This window comes from Salinicola aestuarinus, assembly GCF_003206645.1.
In the GTDB taxonomy this organism is placed as follows: Bacteria; Pseudomonadota; Gammaproteobacteria; order Pseudomonadales; family Halomonadaceae; genus Salinicola; species Salinicola aestuarinus.
Map to the genome: position 1 here is coordinate 425,669 of NZ_PZJP01000005.1, position 15,877 is coordinate 441,545.

12 protein-coding genes are annotated in these 15,877 nt (G+C 64.2%); 2 read left to right on the forward strand and 10 right to left on the reverse strand.

From position 1 onward, the window contains the following. From DOM41_RS07310 to DOM41_RS07325, 4 genes are all read right to left on the reverse strand, one after another. Entirely contained in the window at positions 1 to 1,596 is a 1,596-nt protein-coding gene (locus tag DOM41_RS07310) for a peptide ABC transporter substrate-binding protein (RefSeq protein WP_110686169.1), read from the reverse strand. A 165-nt stretch (positions 1,597 to 1,761) separates the two neighbouring features. Then, on the reverse strand, positions 1,762 to 2,961 hold the full coding sequence (locus DOM41_RS07315) for a GGDEF domain-containing protein (RefSeq protein WP_110686170.1): 1,200 nt from the start codon (positions 2,959 to 2,961) through the stop codon (positions 1,762 to 1,764). A gap of 56 nt (positions 2,962 to 3,017) precedes the next feature. Further along, positions 3,018 to 3,692, reverse strand: coding sequence for an OmpW/AlkL family protein (locus DOM41_RS07320; RefSeq protein ID WP_157956880.1), 675 nt, complete (start codon positions 3,690 to 3,692; stop codon positions 3,018 to 3,020). A gap of 126 nt (positions 3,693 to 3,818) precedes the next feature. Next, positions 3,819 to 5,396, reverse strand: a complete 1,578-nt coding sequence (locus DOM41_RS07325) for a peptide ABC transporter substrate-binding protein (protein WP_110686172.1) — start codon at positions 5,394 to 5,396, stop codon at positions 3,819 to 3,821. Positions 5,397 to 5,691: 295 nt separating this feature from the next. Here DOM41_RS07325 and prfB point away from each other — a divergent pair. Continuing rightward, positions 5,692 to 6,790, forward strand: a protein-coding gene (gene prfB / locus DOM41_RS07330; protein WP_110686173.1) for a peptide chain release factor 2 whose coding sequence is annotated in 2 segments (ribosomal slippage) — positions 5,692 to 5,766 and positions 5,768 to 6,790 — 1,098 coding nt in all. Because the reading frame shifts where the segments join, the coding sequence is not laid out codon by codon here. A 178-nt stretch (positions 6,791 to 6,968) separates the two neighbouring features. Further along, positions 6,969 to 8,504 (forward strand): lysine--tRNA ligase, encoded by a 1,536-nt coding sequence (gene lysS / locus DOM41_RS07335; RefSeq protein WP_110686174.1) that lies wholly within the window; start codon positions 6,969 to 6,971, stop codon positions 8,502 to 8,504. Positions 8,505 to 8,591: 87 nt separating this feature from the next. Here the strand turns inward: lysS and DOM41_RS07340 are convergent, their stop codons facing one another. The 6 genes from DOM41_RS07340 to DOM41_RS07365 form a co-directional block, all read right to left on the reverse strand. Continuing rightward, complete coding sequence (locus tag DOM41_RS07340) at positions 8,592 to 9,590, reverse strand: ABC transporter ATP-binding protein (RefSeq protein ID WP_110686175.1); 999 nt, start codon at positions 9,588 to 9,590, stop codon at positions 8,592 to 8,594. Next, positions 9,572 to 10,624, reverse strand: coding sequence for an ABC transporter ATP-binding protein (locus DOM41_RS07345; protein WP_110686176.1), 1,053 nt, complete (start codon positions 10,622 to 10,624; stop codon positions 9,572 to 9,574). Before DOM41_RS07345 ends, DOM41_RS07340 begins: the two co-directional genes overlap by 19 nt. Continuing rightward, positions 10,621 to 11,511: an ABC transporter permease gene (locus DOM41_RS07350; RefSeq protein ID WP_245391771.1), complete on the reverse strand. Its 891-nt coding sequence runs from the start codon at positions 11,509 to 11,511 to the stop codon at positions 10,621 to 10,623. The genes DOM41_RS07345 and DOM41_RS07350 overlap by 4 nt, the downstream gene beginning before the upstream one ends. A gap of 10 nt (positions 11,512 to 11,521) precedes the next feature. Then, a complete protein-coding gene (locus DOM41_RS07355; RefSeq protein ID WP_110686177.1) occupies positions 11,522 to 12,472 on the reverse strand; it encodes an ABC transporter permease in 951 nt (316 codons plus the stop codon). A 68-nt stretch (positions 12,473 to 12,540) separates the two neighbouring features. Continuing rightward, positions 12,541 to 14,211, reverse strand: a complete 1,671-nt coding sequence (locus DOM41_RS07360) for a peptide ABC transporter substrate-binding protein (protein WP_110686178.1) — start codon at positions 14,209 to 14,211, stop codon at positions 12,541 to 12,543. 55 nt (positions 14,212 to 14,266) lie between these two features. Continuing rightward, positions 14,267 to 15,613 (reverse strand): NAD(P)/FAD-dependent oxidoreductase, encoded by a 1,347-nt coding sequence (locus DOM41_RS07365; RefSeq protein WP_110686179.1) that lies wholly within the window; start codon positions 15,611 to 15,613, stop codon positions 14,267 to 14,269. Between the last annotated feature and the right edge of the window lie 264 nt (positions 15,614 to 15,877).

Below are 15,877 nucleotides of genomic sequence, written 5' to 3' on the forward strand. Positions count from 1 at the left end.
TCAGTCCTGAAACTCGACCCAGCGCGAGGGGTGATCGTCCTCGACGTTGTCTTCCCAGCCGGTGATGTTCGGGTTCACCAGGTTGCGAGTGACGTAGGTCAGCATCGGGGCAAAGGCGTTATCGTCGAGAGCGAGGTTCTCGGCCTGCTCGAGCAGTGCCTGACGGTCGTCAAGATCGAGCGTCTGGGCCGCCTGATCCATCAGCGCATCGTACTCCTCGTTGGAGTAGGCGCCGTAGTTGTTGCCGACACCGGTATGCAGCAGCGTCAGGAAGTTCTCGGCATCGTTGTAGTCGGCGATCCAGCCGGCGCGGGCGACGTCGAAGTCACCCTCGGCGATGGTCTGGTAGTGGACGGTGGCTTCCGAGTTGATCATCTGCACGTTGACGCCGAGCGGCTTCCACATCGCGGCCACGGCGATGGCGATCTTCTTGTGCTCATCGCTGGTGTTGTAGCGCAGGCGCAGATTCAACGGGTTGTCGGGGCCGTAGCCGGCGTCCTCGAGCAGCGTCCTGGCCTTTTCCAGGCGGGCGTCCATGTCATCGCCGATGTCCATCTGCTGGGCGTCGTAATGGCTCGTTCCCGGCGGGACCATGGCGGTGGAAGCCTTGAAGCTGCCTGCCATGATCTGCTGGGAGAGCACGTTGCGACGGATGACGAGATTGAGCGCTTCACGCACGCGGGCGTCAGTGGTCGGGTGGCCGTCGCGATGGTTGAAGACGTAGTAGTAGGAACCCAGCATCGGGCTCATGTGTGTGGCGTCGGGCAGGTTCTCGGTCAGCCATTGGTAACGGCTGGAAGGGTAGTCGGACAGCACGTCTAGCTCGCCGGCGCGGAACCGCGAGATGCCGGCGTTGCGATCCTCGACGGTGTAGTAGTTCACCCCGTCCAGCGAGACCTCGTCGGCGTCGTAGTAGGTCGAGCTCTTCTCGACCGAGATGCGCGACTGCGACACCCAGTCCACCGGGTGGAATGCGCCGTTGGTGGCGATGTGGTCGAGCTTGACCCAGTCCCGGCCGTATTCGTCGACCAGATGCTTGGGCACCGGGTAGGCGGTGTAGTGGGTCAGGAGCTGAAGAAAATAGGGCGTCGGGTGGTCGAGGGTGACCGTGAAGGTCTTGCCGTCATCGGTGGCTTCCACGCCGAGGGTGTCGAGCGGCTTCTCGCCGGTATTGACCGCCTCGGCATTCTTCACCGGGTAGAGCATGTAGGCGTACTTGGAGGCGTTCTCCGGCTTCAGCAGGTGCTGCCAGCCGAAGACGAAGTCCTCGGCGGTGACGGGCTCGCCGTCGGACCACTTGGCGTCGTCACGCAGGTGAAAGGTGTAGGTCGTGCCGTCGTCGGAGATCTCCCACTCCGTCGCCATCCCGGGCAGCAGTTCACCCGCCGGTGACTGGGTGACCAGGCCTTCGTAGACGTCCATCAGCACCTGGGATTCCCACACGCCGCCGGAGACCTGCGAGGTGTCGAACGAGGCGAGTTCACCCTGCACGCCGATATTGAGCATGTCGGCACCGGCGGGGGCGCTGGCGGCACCGATGGCGATCGCCAAAGCGCTCAGCGGGAAGAGACGACGAGAAAGAAGAGACGAAGACATGGGGTAGCTCCGGTTTGTTGTTGTACAGCCTCGTTGTCGTGGCACTCAAGCGACGGGGCATGACGCCGTACCTTCTCGCGAAGGCGCGAGAGCGTCTAATACAAATGCTCGATGATGCGTTTCATTTTGTGTATGACCTCGCACGAGCACCGTGGATGACGGCGCTCAGCCTCCGATGTCGCGCGTCTGGTGCATCGTGGTGGCGTTGCCATCGTGGGGGGCGTGGGGCGCTTCGCAGACGCGGTTGCGCCCCTGGCGCTTCGCGCGGTAGAGCGCACGGTCAGCATCCGCGATACTCGCCGACAGTGAGCCGCTGTCGCCGTTCGCTTCGGTGGTGCCGAGCGAGAGTGTCACCGGCACCTGTGCCGTCCCCTCCTTGACCGGCTCGGCAGCGATGCTGGCGCGCAGTCGCTCGGCAATGCTGAGCGTCTCGCCGCGGCGGGCGCCGGGCAGCAGGATCAGGAACTCTTCGCCGCCCCAGCGCACGGCGATGTCCTGCGGACGCATGACGCGCCTGAGACGTGCGGCAATGTCGACGATGACGGCATCGCCGACGTCATGGCCGTAGGTGTCGTTGATCGACTTGAAGTGATCGATGTCCCCCATCAGGAGACCAATCGTGTCGCTGCTGTCGCGCTTGCGTTCGAGGCGCTCGAGCGCACGCTGCGCACCGTGCCGATTGGCGAGATCGGTGAGCTGGTCTGTTTCCGCCATGCGGCGCAACGCGTTGCTCGCGCGCTCGCTGGCCATGGCGATATACCCGAAATAGACGAGGATGCTGGCGATGCGGTCCGCCACCATCGAAACGTAGCCACTCGCTTTCAACTGTATGGCTCCCGTACTCACGAATACCGAGAGACCCGAGCCGAGCAGAATGACGGCGTAAGCGCCGAACGCAAATGCGACGACGTAGGGCGAAAAGAGCCGGTCGCGCGAGGGACGGAGGATCTCCCAGACCGTCAATATCGAGGTCATGGCGCTAACGAGGAAGAGCACGGTCAGTGCATGACGTGCGCCTCCCTCGATGGAAGCGACGAGCAGGTACAGAAGCGGCGCCAGTCCGATGAGCACTGTCAGAATCTTCCAGCTGACGCGCCGACTGTAGAACAGTCTCACGCCGCTCCAGGAGCAGGCGAGACTCGCCTGAAACAGCGAGAAGGTAACGCCACTCAGTGCCCATGACGCTTCACCCCTGTCCGGGAATTGCTGCAGGAGCATCGAGCCCAGGGCCGACGCCACGAGCGCCCCCAGCCAGTGGCGTAGATATCGTTCCCGCGGTTGGCTCAGCACCACGGCCAGAAAGACAACCAGGAACGCGGAGCGACTCAGCGTGGCCGTGATGATTGCCTCTTCCATCGTACCCATGAGTCGTTACCTCCAGCGCTGCCCTTCGAAGGTGGTGGTGGGATCGAACTCGAGGCTCAGAACCGGTATCCCATACCGGCCCCGACCGTCCAGATATCGAGCTTAACCTCGCTGTTGAATCCTTGGCTTTCGAAGCGATAAGTGGGAATGACGTACTGACGGACACTGGCGTTGACGAACCAGTTACCGCCGATGGAGTAGTCGGCGCCCATTTCGAAGAGGTGGCCTGCGACCGGTTCGACGGAAAAGTCCGGGATCCCCTCGGCGGGATCGACGTTGCGCTCACGGGCGTAGTGAACGCCCGCGCCCAGGTAAGGGTGCAACCCGCCCACGGGGGGAAAGCGGTACTGCAGTGCGAGCGCGGCCGCATAGGTCTCGATCTCTCCCACATCGAAATCCCCGAGGGTCGAGCCGCTGACCCGATAGCGCGATCGAGAGACCCCACCGGATAGGGCGAGTGCCCACCGATCGCTGAGGAAATAGGTCAGCTCTGCACCCGGCATGACCCGGTCGTCGATCTCGACCTTGCCGCCGACGCCGGAGATCGTCGAGCGAACTCGGTGAGGCTCGGTGCGCATCACCGTGCCGCGGAGTAACCAGTCCCCCTGGCGCAAGTCGGGGCTGGCTTCGGCGGTGGAGCTGAGCAGTGATAAGGCGAGGAGAGAAGCGAGCAGTGGCCTTTGGGCTGTGCGACGTTTCTGCCGATTGAACAATGCGTCCCGACGCGGCATGAACGTTTCCCTTGCTGGCCGAAGCGGATGCCCGACCATGCGTCTCGCGGGCCACGGGCACTTGATACTTGGCTATCGGCGGCGGCGGGGACCGGCTTGAGCCAGTGGTCCCCGCGGGAAGCCAGTTCACTCAGGCAGGTGCACCCAGCGCGAGGCGTGCATGTCCAGCGCGTTGTCGGCCCAGCCCTCGATACTGGGGTCGACCAGATTGCGTGAGCTGTAGGTGTAGATCGGCGTCAGCGGGTAGTCCGCGAGCGCCAAGGCTTCCGCCTGCTGCATGAGGTCGGCGCGTTGGTCGGCATCCTGCTCGCCGTCGGCGCGTGTCAGCAGATCGTTGTAAGCGTCGTTCTGGTACGCCCCGTAGTTGTTGGTCTCTGCCGAGAGCAGTTGAAGGAAGTTCTGGGCATCGTCGTAGCTCGAGATCCAGGCGGCGCGAGCGACCTGAAAATCGCCTTCCATCAGATCGGCATAGTGCACATTGGCTTCGGTATTGCGCAGCTCGACGTCGACGCCCAGCGGCTTCCACATCGCCGCCACCGCCACCGCGATCTGGCGATGCTCGTCACCGCTATTGAAGCGGAGCGTCAGTTCGAGCGGCTTGTCGGGGCCGTAGCCGGCCTCGGCCATCAGCGATTCGGCCCTGGCGAGTCGGCTGTCGATGTCATCGTCGAGGCCGGGCTGCGTTTGTGCGTCATAGCCGCTGGTGCCGGGTGGGACCAGTGAGGTGGCGGGTTCGACCCCACCCTTGAGCAGCTGCTCGGCGATCACGTCGCGGCGAATGGCCAGGCTCAACGCTTCGCGGACGCGGGCATCCGCGACCGGTGAGTCGTCACGCAGGTTGAAGACGTAATAGTAAGTACCGAGCGAGGCGAAGAGATGCGTCGCCTCGGGCAGCGTCTCGGAAAGCCGCGGATACTGTGCCGCGGGATAGTCGCGCAGCACGTCGAGCTCGCCGGCGCGGAAACGCTGAATGCCGGCGTTCTTGTCTTCGAGGGGATAAAAATCGACGCCATCCAGCGTCACCGCCGCCGCATCATGGAAACGCGCGTTCTTGACCGTCTCGAGCTCGGTGTTGGAGACCCACTTCGTCGGCTTGAAGGCGCCGTTGACGACAATGTTGGCGGGATCGCTCCAGTCATCGCCGACGTCGTCGAACACGTGCTGGGGAATCGGGTAGGCAAACGGCAGTACCAGCGTCTTGAGGAAGTAAACCGTGGGTTCCTTCAGCGTGATGCGAAGCGTCCGGCCGTCATCGAGGGATTCGACGCCGAGCGACTCCAGTGGCTTGTCACCGGCGTTGATCGCCTCCGCGTTGACCACCGCGTAGAGGCGGTGCGCGTAGTTCGATGCGGTGGAAGGGTCGACCTGATGCCGATAGGCGAAGACGAAATCGTCGGCGGTGAGAGGTTCGCCGTCGGACCACTCGAGCCCATCGCGCAGGTGGAAGGTGTAGGTCCTGCCGTCGTCGGAGATCTCCCAGCTTTCGGCCGCGCCGGGAATGATCTGACCCTCGGCGTCGATGGCGATCGGCCCCTCGAAGATATCGCGCAGGACGTCTTCCTCCCAGACGCCACCGGTGACCTTGGCCGGGCTCAGCGAGGCGGGGTCGCCGGAGATGCCCACGTGCAGTGTGGCGGCCATCAGCGGGGAGGCGGCGAAGGTGCCGGCGAGGCCGATGGCGACGGCGAGTCGAGTCGGTAGCATGGCGGAAATTTCCTTGTTGTTGAGACATCGATGGGGCGGCGTCGGCGGTTGGCAGCGCAAGGCTGGCGGGTGCTCTGGCTTGCCAGTGCCGGTTGGGCCATGAGGTAGGGCCATGATTCTTGCGGTCGCGATGAGAGGCCGTGTCGACCTACCTTAGCCCATCGCGTCGGCGTAAACAGCGTCACCGCGCCCGGGATGACGCTATGCCGGGCTTTGGCTACAATGGGCGCCCTTTGACGCGCCCCGAATCGAGCCGGTTCCTCGGGAGCGCCGACACCCTATTGGTAGGAATTCCATGCAAGAGATCAATCCGATCCACAGCCTCATCAAGGACCTGTCCGAACGGACAGACGTCCTGAGGGGGTATCTTTGACTATGCCGAAAAGAAAGATCGGCTAGAAGAAGTGAGCCGCGAGCTCGAGAATCCCGACGTCTGGAGCGATCCGGCCTATGCCCAGAAGCTGGGCAAGGAGCGTGCGTCGCTGGAGACGGTCGTCGAGACCATCGATGCGCTGGACAGTGGCCTGGTCGACAATCGCGAGCTGCTCGAGCTGGCGGTAATGGAAGAGGACGACGCCACCATCGATGAGGTCAGGCGCGAGCTCGACAGCCTCCAGGCGCAGCTCGACAAGCTCGAGTTTCGGCGCATGTTCTCCGGCGAAATGGACGCCAACAACGCCTATCTGGACATCCAGGCGGGCTCCGGCGGCACCGAGGCTCAGGACTGGGGCAACATGCTGCTGCGGATGTACCTGCGCTGGGCCGAGCATCACGGCTTCAAGGCCGATCTCACCGAGGTGTCGGCGGGTGACGTCGCCGGGATCAAGTCCGCGACCATTCACGTCCAGGGGGATCACGCCTTCGGCTGGCTGCGTACCGAGACCGGGGTTCACCGGCTGGTGCGCAAGAGCCCGTTCGACTCCGGCGGGCGTCGCCACACCTCCTTCGCCTCCGTGTTTCTTTCACCGGAGGTCGACGACAGCTTCGAGGTCGAGATCAATCCGGCGGATCTGCGCACCGATACCTACCGCTCCTCGGGTGCCGGCGGTCAGCACGTCAACACCACGGACTCGGCGGTCCGAATCACCCACGAGCCGACCGGTATCGTGGTGGCGTGTCAGAGCCAACGCAGCCAGCACGCCAACCGCGACTTCGCCATGAAGCAGCTCAAGGCGAGGCTGTGGGAGCACGAGATGCAAAAGCGCAACGCGGCCAAGCAGGAAGCCGAGGAGAGCAAGGCGGACATCGGCTGGGGTAGCCAGATTCGCTCCTACGTGCTCGATGACCAGCGCATCAAAGATCTGCGGACCGGCGTGCAGTCGAGCAACTGCGAGAAGGTGCTGGACGGCGATCTGGATCAGTTCATCGAAGCGAGCCTCAAACAGGGGCTTTGATTCGCGCCGACGGCGTTCGACGAGGCGGTATGGCGCCGACGCTCCTCCTGCGCCTGGACAATCACGTCCATATTGCGGAGTGATCGCTTGGCGCTCAGCCTCGCCGTCGTCGCGAAACGGCCAGCGCTGATATCGCGCGCTTCCCATTTTTTGGTACTCATTCTTTACAGGCGACGACATGGCGAACCAGGACAATCCGCAATCTCCCTCTGATGCACCGACCGACGTGCAGGAAGAAAACCGGCTGATCGCGGAGCGTCGGGGCAAACTCGCCGCCCGTCGCGAGAAGGCGGCCGGCGAAGGCGGTAGTGCCTTCCCCAACGACTTTCGCCGCGACAGCCTGGCTGCCGATCTGCAGGCGGAGCTGGGCGAGCAGGAGAAAGAGGCGCTGGAAACCCTCGACCGGCAGGCGGCGGTCGCCGGCCGGATCATGCGCAAGCGCGGTCCGTTCATCGTCATTCAGGACGTTTCCGGGCAGATTCAGCTCTACGTCGACAAGAAGGGCCTGCCGGCCGACCTGCTCGAGGATATCCAGAGCTGGGACATCGGCGACATCGTTGCCGGTCGCGGTCCCGTGCACAAATCCGGCAAGGGCGACCTCTACGTGCTGATGCGTGAAGCGACCCTGCTCACCAAGAGCCTGCGGCCGTTGCCGGACAAGTTCCATGGTCTGACGGACCTGGAAGCCCGTTACCGTCAGCGCTATGTCGACCTGATCATGAACCCGCAGTCGCGGCGGGTGTTCGAGGTCCGCTCCGGTGTGATCGCCGCGATCCGTGCCTTCATGGTCGAGCGCGGCTTCATGGAGGTCGAGACGCCGATGCTCCAGCCGATCCCCGGCGGGGCGACGGCGCGGCCGTTCACGACGCATCACAATGCGCTGGACATCGACATGTACCTGCGTATCGCCCCGGAGCTCTACCTCAAGCGGCTGGTGGTGGGTGGCTTCGAGCGCGTGTTCGAGATCAACCGCAACTTCCGTAACGAGGGGCTATCTACCCGGCACAACCCCGAGTTCACCATGCTCGAGTTCTACTGGGCCTACGCCGATTATCGCGACCTGCTCGACCTCACAGAGGCGATGGTTCGCGATGTGGCGACCCGCGTGCTGGGCTCGACCACGCTGACCTATCAGGGCACCGAGTACGACATGGGGCAGCCATTCCGGCGGCTGACGATGCGCCAGTCGATTCTCGAATACGGTGCCGAGCAGGGGATCGGTGAGTCGGAAGTGGATAGCGTCGACGGCGCCAGAGCGGTGTGCGAGCGCCTGGGTATCGAGGCCAAGCCAAGCTGGGGCCTGGGCAAGCTGCAGACCGAGATCTTCGAAACCGTTGCGGAGCCGCATCTCGATCGGCCGACCTTCATCACCGAATATCCCGCCGAGGTGAGCCCGCTGGCGCGGCGTAACGACACCAATCCGCACGTCACCGATCGCTTCGAGTTCTTCGTCGGTGGGCGCGAGCTCGCCAACGGATTCTCCGAGCTCAACGATGCCGAGGATCAGGCCGAGCGCTTCGCCGCCCAGGCGGCCGAAAAGGACGCCGGGGATCTGGAAGCGATGTACTACGACGCCGACTACGTGCGCGCGCTGGAGTACGGCATGCCACCGACCGCGGGTGAAGGGATCGGCATCGACCGTCTGGTCATGCTCCTCACCGACAGCGCGTCCATCCGAGACGTGCTGCTTTTCCCGGCCATGCGACCGGAGTAAGCGGCCTCTTCAGTGACCAGTGCCCAGCGCCGCTGCATCGCGGCGCTGCGGCCCCCTGGCTTGCGTGACTGGTCGCGTTCCGTCGCGTTACGTCGCGATCGGCGACGCCAGTTCCAGTTCCGGGCGGTGGCAGGCCGCATAGTGGCCGGTGCCGCGCACGTCGAGGGGCGGCGCTGAATCGGCACAGGCGGGCTTGGCATAGGGGCATCGAGTACGAAACGCGCAGCCCGAGGGTGGCGAGATCGGGCTCGGGATGTCTCCCTCCAGCATGATCCGCTGGTGCGCCCGGCGCTCCGGGGTCGGTACCGCCGACATCAGCGCCTCCGTATAGGGATGACGTGGCCGGGTGAACAGCTCTCGGGTCGGCGCGACCTCGACGATTTTTCCCAGATACATGACGGCCACGCGATCGGCGATGTGGCCGACCACTGCCAGATCGTGCGTGACGAAGAGCATGGTCAACTGCCAGCGATGCCGAATCTCCGTGAGCAGGTTGAGAACCTGGGCCTGGACGGAGACATCGAGGGCAGAGACGGCCTCGTCGGCGACGATGAACTCGGGGTCGGTGATCAGTGCTCGGGCAATGCCGATGCGCTGACGCTGGCCGCCGGAGAACTCATGCGGAAAGCGCTCCAGGATGTCGCCGGACAGCCCCACCGTCTCGATCACCTGGCGCGCCTTGTCCAGGCGGGCCGAGGCGCTCATGTCGGGGGCCTGGAATCGCAACGGCATGGTCAGCGAGTCGCCGACACTCATGCGCGGGTTGAGCGAGCTGAACGGGTCCTGAAAGATCATCTGCATGCGGCGGCGAAAGGGCTTGAGCAAGCGCTCGCTGAAGCGGCTGATTTCGGTGTCGCCGAACACGATCTGGCCTGAGGTGGGGGGCTCCTGCATCATCAATGTCTTGCCCAGCGTGCTCTTCCCGGACCCGCTCTCGCCGACCAGGCCAAGGACCTCCCCCCGGCGGATGGTCAGCGAGATGCCGTCGAGCGCTCTGACCGCCTTGGCTTCTCGCTGCAGGATGCCCTTGCGCACCGGGAAGTGCTTCTTCAGCGCGACCGTTTCGATCATGACGTCTGCGGGCATGGCGAGAGCTCCTCGGCAGGTATGAGTTCGTGGGCGCGAGTGCACCTCACGCGTCGCCCCGCCTTCAGTGAGGCCAGGGCGGGAACGGCACTGTCGCAGGTCCCGGGCACGGCAAACGTGCAGCGCGGCTGGAAGCTGCAGCCCGCGGGAAGACTCGCGGGATCGGGCACGCGACCCGCAATGGTGGCCAGCCGCTCGCCGGGCAGTCCCGCGCGTTCCAGCCGCGGCACCGACGCGAGCAGACCCGCCGTGTAAGGCATCAGCGGGCGCGCCAGCACCGCCTCGACGTCACCCTCTTCGACGATGCGCCCGGCGTACATGACGGCCACCCGGTCGGCCACTTCCGATACCACCCCGAAGTCGTGGGTGATAAACAGCATCGCCATCCCGGTGTCGCGCTGAAGTGTCTTGAGCAGCGTCAGAATCTGGGCCTGGACGGTCACGTCCAGGGCCGTCGTCGGCTCGTCGGCGATCAGGACATCCGGCTCCATCGCCAGCGCCATCGCGATCACGACGCGTTGACGCATCCCGCCGGAGAGTTCGTGAGGGTAGCTGTCGAGGCGGCTGCTCGGTTCGGGAATGCCAACCTGTTCGAGCAGCGCCAGCGCCTGGGCGCGTGCCTGTCGGCGGGGGCTGCCGCTATGGAAGCGAACTACCTCGGCGATCTGATCGCCGACGCGGTGCACGGGGTTGAGCGCCGTCAAGGGTTCCTGAAAGATCATCGCGATGCGCCGGCCTCGCAGTTGACGCATCCTCGCATCGTCGATCTGGAGCAGGTCGATTGGCTCTCGCTCGGTTGCAGCGTGCAGTGCGACCTGTCCGGTGACGGCGGCGCGGCTCTGGCGGCCAAGCAGGCGCATCAGGGCCATGCTGGTGACGCTCTTGCCGGAGCCGCTCTCGCCGACCAGTGCCAGCGTCTCCCCGGCGGCGATCTCGAAATCGATGTCATGGATCACCCGGGTCTCGCAGCCGTTGCGCTGAAAGGTGACGCAGAGATCCCGAACCGCCAGGGCGGGGGGGTGCGAAAGAGTCATGGCAGATTGCTCCTGCTATCCAGCGCATCGCGCAAGCCGTCACCGATGAAGTTGAAGCTGGAGACGGCGAGGGTAATGGTGATGCCGGGGACGATGGCCAGCCACGGGGCATCGGCCAGGTATTGCTGGGCGCTATTGAGCATGTTGCCCCAGCTGGGCAGCGGGGGCTGTATGCCGTAGCCGAGAAAGCTGATGTAGGCCTCGAGCAGTATCGCGTTAGCAATGGTCAGCGTTGCCGCCACGATGATCGGGCCCATGGCGTTGGGAACGAGTTCGCGGAACATGATCCAGCGCGCGCTCGCCCCGGACAGGCGGGCCGCGATGGTGAAGTCGCGCTCGCGCAGAGAGAGAATTTCGGCTTCGACGATGCGCGCGATCTCCATCCAGCAGGTCAAGGCGATGATGACGGTGATCATGAAGGGGCTGGGCTCGACGAACGCGGAGAGGACCAGCACCAGAAAGATGCTCGGGAAGGCGAGAAAGGCATCGACGATCCGCATCAGCACGCTGCCTACCCAGCCGCGGAAGTAGCCGGCGACGACGCCGATCAGCGTGCCGAATACGGTGCTGATCAGCATGACCGAGAAGCCCACCAGCAGTGAAATGCGCCCGGCCATCAGCAGGCGAGCGGCAATATCCCGACCCAGCGGGTCCGTGCCCAGGTAGTGATCCTGCGTCAAGGGCGGCGAGAATCGGGCTCGCAGATCCACGGTCAGCTCATCGTAGGGCAGAAGATGCGGTCCCAGCAGGCAGGCCAGCGTCAGCATCAGGATGATGGCCAGGCCGGTTGCCGCGAGCCGATGGCGGAGAAAGCGCGATAGCGTACGATGTTGCCACCAGTGATGGCGGGTGTGCGCGGCGTCGCCGGCAGCAGTCATAGTGGTCATGTTGGGCTCCTCAAGCCAGCCGCACGCGCGGGTCGGTGATTGCGACGAGGAGATCGGCCAGCAGATTGCCCAGCAGCACGAAAATCGCCGACAGCATCAGAATGCCCATCACGACGGGATAGTCGCTGTAGCCGATACTATCGAGGAACAGGCGCCCCATGCCGGGCCAGGTAAAGACCGTCTCGGCGACGAGCGCACCGCCCAGGATGGTCGGCAGCTGCAGGCCTGCCAGGGTAATCATTGGCAGCAGTGCATTGCGCACGATGTGGTGGACCAGTACGCGGTAGCGAGAGAGCCCCTTGGCGCGTGCCGTGCGCACGAAGTCTTGATCCAGAACCTCCAGCGTCGAGGCACGCATGTAACGGCTCCAGATCGCCACGTTGACCAGCGACAGCACGAGGGTGGGCAGAATCAAGTGGCGAAGATAATCGACAACCGAGCCATCCCCGATGGTGGTCATGCTGCCGGCCGGTAGCCAGTCGAGCTGGAGTGCGAAGAGATAGATCGCCACAAGACCAAACCAGAAGGTCGGGATCGACAGTGCGACCATGGCCCCCACGGTCGCCAGATAGTCGAACACCGAGTAGCGCCGGACGGCGCCCGCGATGCCGACCCCGATACCGATCACAATGGAGACCGCCATCGAGGTGCCCATCAGCAGCAGGGTGGCCCACAGATGTTCGATGATGATCTCGAGAACCGGTCGGCCGTCACGAAACGAATCGCCCCAGTCACCGACAAGCAGCCGGCCGAGCCAGTCGAAATACTGAATGATGAGTGGCCGGTCCAGCCCCATCTGTGCGGCAATTCGCTGGATGTCGGCCTGGCTCATGCCCGGCGTGAGGGCGAACTGGGACAGCGGCCCTCCCGGTGCCAGGTTGAGGATCATGAAACCGATCAGGGAGACCAGAAAGAGCACAATGATGCTCTGTCCCAGTCGCCCGATGAGATAACGTCCCATCGCGTACCCTCCCGTTAACGTCGTGTGGGCGCCCCGCGTGGCGGGGCGCGATCAGCTGTCCGCTCGAGTCAGCTCCAGCGCCACTGGTTAACGTTCCAGGTCGAGATGCGCGTATTGATATTGCCCTCGAAGCCCTGCAGGCCATCCTTGTAGCCGCGGATATAGGCGTATTGAAAGAGCGGTAGTAGCGGCAGGTCGGCGCGAATCTTCGCCTGGATCTGGTGATAGATCGGCTGGCGTTTGGCCGGGTCGGGCTCACTGGCGCCCTCGCCCAGCAGACGGTCGATCTCGCTATTCTGATACTGGAAGGTGTTCTGCCCGCCGCCATTCTGGGCGGGGATGGCATCCGAGCGGAAATAGTTGGAGACGTCGGGATCGCTGCCGGTCAGGAAATTGAGTCCGACGACGACCGAGTCGAACTGCGACTGCATCCAGTAATCCCCCCACATGACCGCCGGTGGCCGGTTGGATATCTGCATGTCGACGCCGAGCGCCAGCCAGGTTTGCTGGACGAACTGCTGCATCTGCTCGCGAACCTGATTGCCGGCAGTAGTTGAATTGGTAAACGAGAGTCTGACGCCCGCCTTTTCGCGCACGCCATCGCTGCCCGGCAACCAGCCCGCGTCATCCAGTAGTTGCTTGGCCGCCTCCAGATCGAACTGGTGCGGCGGCAGCTCGTGGTTGTAGTAGGGCGACTGGTGGGGCATGTAGGACTCGGTCTCTTCGGGCAGGCCGTAGTAGAGCGCGTCCAGAATGGTGGCCTTGTCCAGCGCCAGATAGAGCGCCTGACGGACCGCCGGGTCCTGAAACTGAGGTCGCTCCATATTGAAGGCGATGCTCTCGACGCTGGCCGAAGGCACCAGTACGACGGCTTTGTCGTTCAGGCCTTTTGCCTCCTCGTAGTGGTCCGGCATGATCCCCTGCATCCCGATGACGTCGATATCACCGGTGCGGAACTGGGTGTAAAGCACGGTGATATCCGGGATGTAGCGAAAGACCACTTCCTCGAGACCGGGGCCAGTGCCGAAGTACGCCTCATTGGCTTCGAGCAGGATATGGTCGCCGGCCACCCGGTCTTTCCATTTGAACGCGCCGGTGCCGACCGGAGCGTTGTTGAAGGGCGCCTCGTTGGGCTGGCTCGCCAGCAGGTGGCTCGGGACGATGAAGGTGGTGGCCAGAATGGAGAGGAAGGGCGCGTAGGACTCGCTCATCGTCCACCGCAGCTCGGTCGGCGAGATGACCTCGATCTCGTCGATCAGATCGAAGCCCGCATGGCGGGCGCTGCGAAAGTCGGGGTCCACCGTCAGGCGGAAGGTGAAGGCCACGTCCTCGGCCGTAAAGGGTTGCCCATCGTGCCAGCGGACGTCGTCGCGCAGCTTGATGTGCCAGCTGAGACCGTCTGCCGAAATACCGCCGTTCTCTACCGTGGGCACCTCCGCTGCCAGCGCGGGGACGAGGTTGCCCTGCGGGTCGGCGAAAAACAGGGGATCGAAGAGATTCCAGTGAATGCCATCATCGACCTCGATGTGAGGCATCAGCGGATTGAAGACCGTCGGTTCCTGGGAGAAACCGATGGAGAGCCGGCCTGAGGTCGTCACGGTCTCGGCAGCGAGTGTCTGCTCGGCCAGACTCCACGGCAGAATCAGGCTGGCCACACCGGCTGCACCGAGATGCAGGAAGCGGCGTCGGTCGAGCGGCAATTTGCCGAGTGGGCGATCGGTGTCTTTTGGGGTTGTCATGTCGAGATGCCTTTGTTGTCGATTGTTGGATCTCAGGAGGCGATTGACGCCCTGTTTAATCTGTCTGGGGTAAACCAAAGCCGCTGTCTGGCCGGAGCTTGGAGCCGTCCGTGAAGCGGGAGAAGCGGAAGGCGTGAGGGTCGGAGAAGGGCGTGTCGTTGAGCGCCAGATCTGCCGCCAGGCGGCCAGCGCCGGGGCCGATGCCAAACCCATGGCCGGAAAAGCCGGTAGCGATGACTAGCCCGGGCAGCGTGTCGACGGGCGAGATGACGGGAATCGCGTCCGGCGTGACATCGATACTTCCCGCCCAGCGCTGCTCGATGGAAGCCTCCTTGAAGACTGGAAAGGCTTGAACCAGCTTTTTCCAGGCTTCGTCACCGCGCTCGCGCGACGGCTTGGGGTCGAGGACACGGTGATATTCAAAGGGCGATGACTCATCCAGCGACCATCGCTTGGGGACTCGCGCGTCATCCAGGAACTGCCAGCCAAGGCGTGGCTTGACCCCGCGGCGTTCCGTTCTCAGCGCCGGCAGGAATCGGCGCATGTAGCGGAAGGTGTCGGGCACGATCGGGGCACGATTGCCGCCGCCGTTGGCGATGGTATAGCCACCATCCTGGCGTTTGCGCAGCGCGAATCCCGATGCCCACATCGCGGTGTCCGGCCCATTGATCGGCGAGGTCCGCAGCACGTCGTTGATGACGCGTAACTGGGGCAGATCGAGTCCATGACGCCCGCAAAACAGGTTGGACCAGGCCCCTCCCGCAAGGATGACCGACTGGCAGCGTATGAAGCCACGCTCTGTCATCACCCCCGTGACTTGCCCTGCGGCTGTGTCGATCCCCCGCACGGCGCATTCAGTGAGGATATGGGCGCCCTTGTCGCGGGCGGCTTCGGCAATCGCCGGCGCGGCCTGCTGAGGCTCGGCGCGGCCATCCGAGGGCGTGAGCAGTCCCCCTTTGGCCGAAAGCTGGCAGCCGGGAAAGTTGTCGCGCAGCTCGCGGTCGGTGAGCAGGCGGCTCTCTATACCCGTGCCGTCCAGATGGCGGCGCCAACGATCATGATTGGCCAGGGTCTGGTCGTCTTCGCACGCAAACAGGATCCCGGTCTGGCGGTATCCCACCGAGCGACCGATGCGAGACTCGAGCGAGCGCCAGAGTTCCAGCGTCTTCGCCATCAACGGGATCTCTCGCGGGTCACGGCGGGACATACGCACCCATCCCCAGTTGCGGCTGGACTGCTCCTGGCCGATGCCTCCCTTTTCGCAGAGAGCGACACGCTGACCGCGTTCGGCGAGCTCGAGCGCCGCGGACGTGCCGATGATGCCGCCGCCAATCACCACGACGTCGACGGTTTCGGGAATCGTCAGATCCCCCTGTACGGGGGTGACTCGCGGGCCGGGCATATCAAACCTCCCTGCTGACGAGTGATCGAGAGAGCGAGCCTGCAGACGCGTCAGGGTCATGCGGGCAGCGGGGGGTGGGGATGGACATTCAACGTCTCCTTGGATTGTTGTTGTGTGGCGCCGGGGCTTGACGGCGTCGGGGCTTCGCGGTGGCGGACTCGCCCGGGGGCTCGAGCCTGTCGCGCTCAGGCGCCGATCCAGATCCCGGGATAGCGCCAGCGTGAGTGTGCGCATGTAGAAACTGAGGAGGTCGCCCAGAACATC

Excerpts from the sequence above, each read along its gene's own strand:
- DOM41_RS07310 (WP_110686169.1), bottom strand. The coding sequence starts at position 1,596 with ATGTCTTCGTCTCTTCTTTCTCGTCGTCTCTTCCCGCTGAGCGCTTTG.
- DOM41_RS07315 (WP_110686170.1), bottom strand. The coding sequence starts at position 2,961 with ATGGGTACGATGGAAGAGGCAATCATCACGGCCACGCTGAGTCGCTCC.
- DOM41_RS07320 (WP_157956880.1), bottom strand. The coding sequence starts at position 3,692 with ATGCCGCGTCGGGACGCATTGTTCAATCGGCAGAAACGTCGCACAGCC.
- DOM41_RS07325 (WP_110686172.1), bottom strand. The coding sequence starts at position 5,396 with ATGCTACCGACTCGACTCGCCGTCGCCATCGGCCTCGCCGGCACCTTC.
- lysS (WP_110686174.1), top strand. The coding sequence starts at position 6,969 with ATGGCGAACCAGGACAATCCGCAATCTCCCTCTGATGCACCGACCGAC.
- DOM41_RS07340 (WP_110686175.1), bottom strand. The coding sequence starts at position 9,590 with ATGCCCGCAGACGTCATGATCGAAACGGTCGCGCTGAAGAAGCACTTC.
- DOM41_RS07345 (WP_110686176.1), bottom strand. The coding sequence starts at position 10,624 with ATGACTCTTTCGCACCCCCCCGCCCTGGCGGTTCGGGATCTCTGCGTC.
- DOM41_RS07350 (WP_245391771.1), bottom strand. The coding sequence starts at position 11,511 with ATGACCACTATGACTGCTGCCGGCGACGCCGCGCACACCCGCCATCAC.
- DOM41_RS07355 (WP_110686177.1), bottom strand. The coding sequence starts at position 12,472 with ATGGGACGTTATCTCATCGGGCGACTGGGACAGAGCATCATTGTGCTC.
- DOM41_RS07360 (WP_110686178.1), bottom strand. The coding sequence starts at position 14,211 with ATGACAACCCCAAAAGACACCGATCGCCCACTCGGCAAATTGCCGCTC.
- DOM41_RS07365 (WP_110686179.1), bottom strand. The coding sequence starts at position 15,613 with ATGCCCGGCCCGCGAGTCACCCCCGTACAGGGGGATCTGACGATTCCC.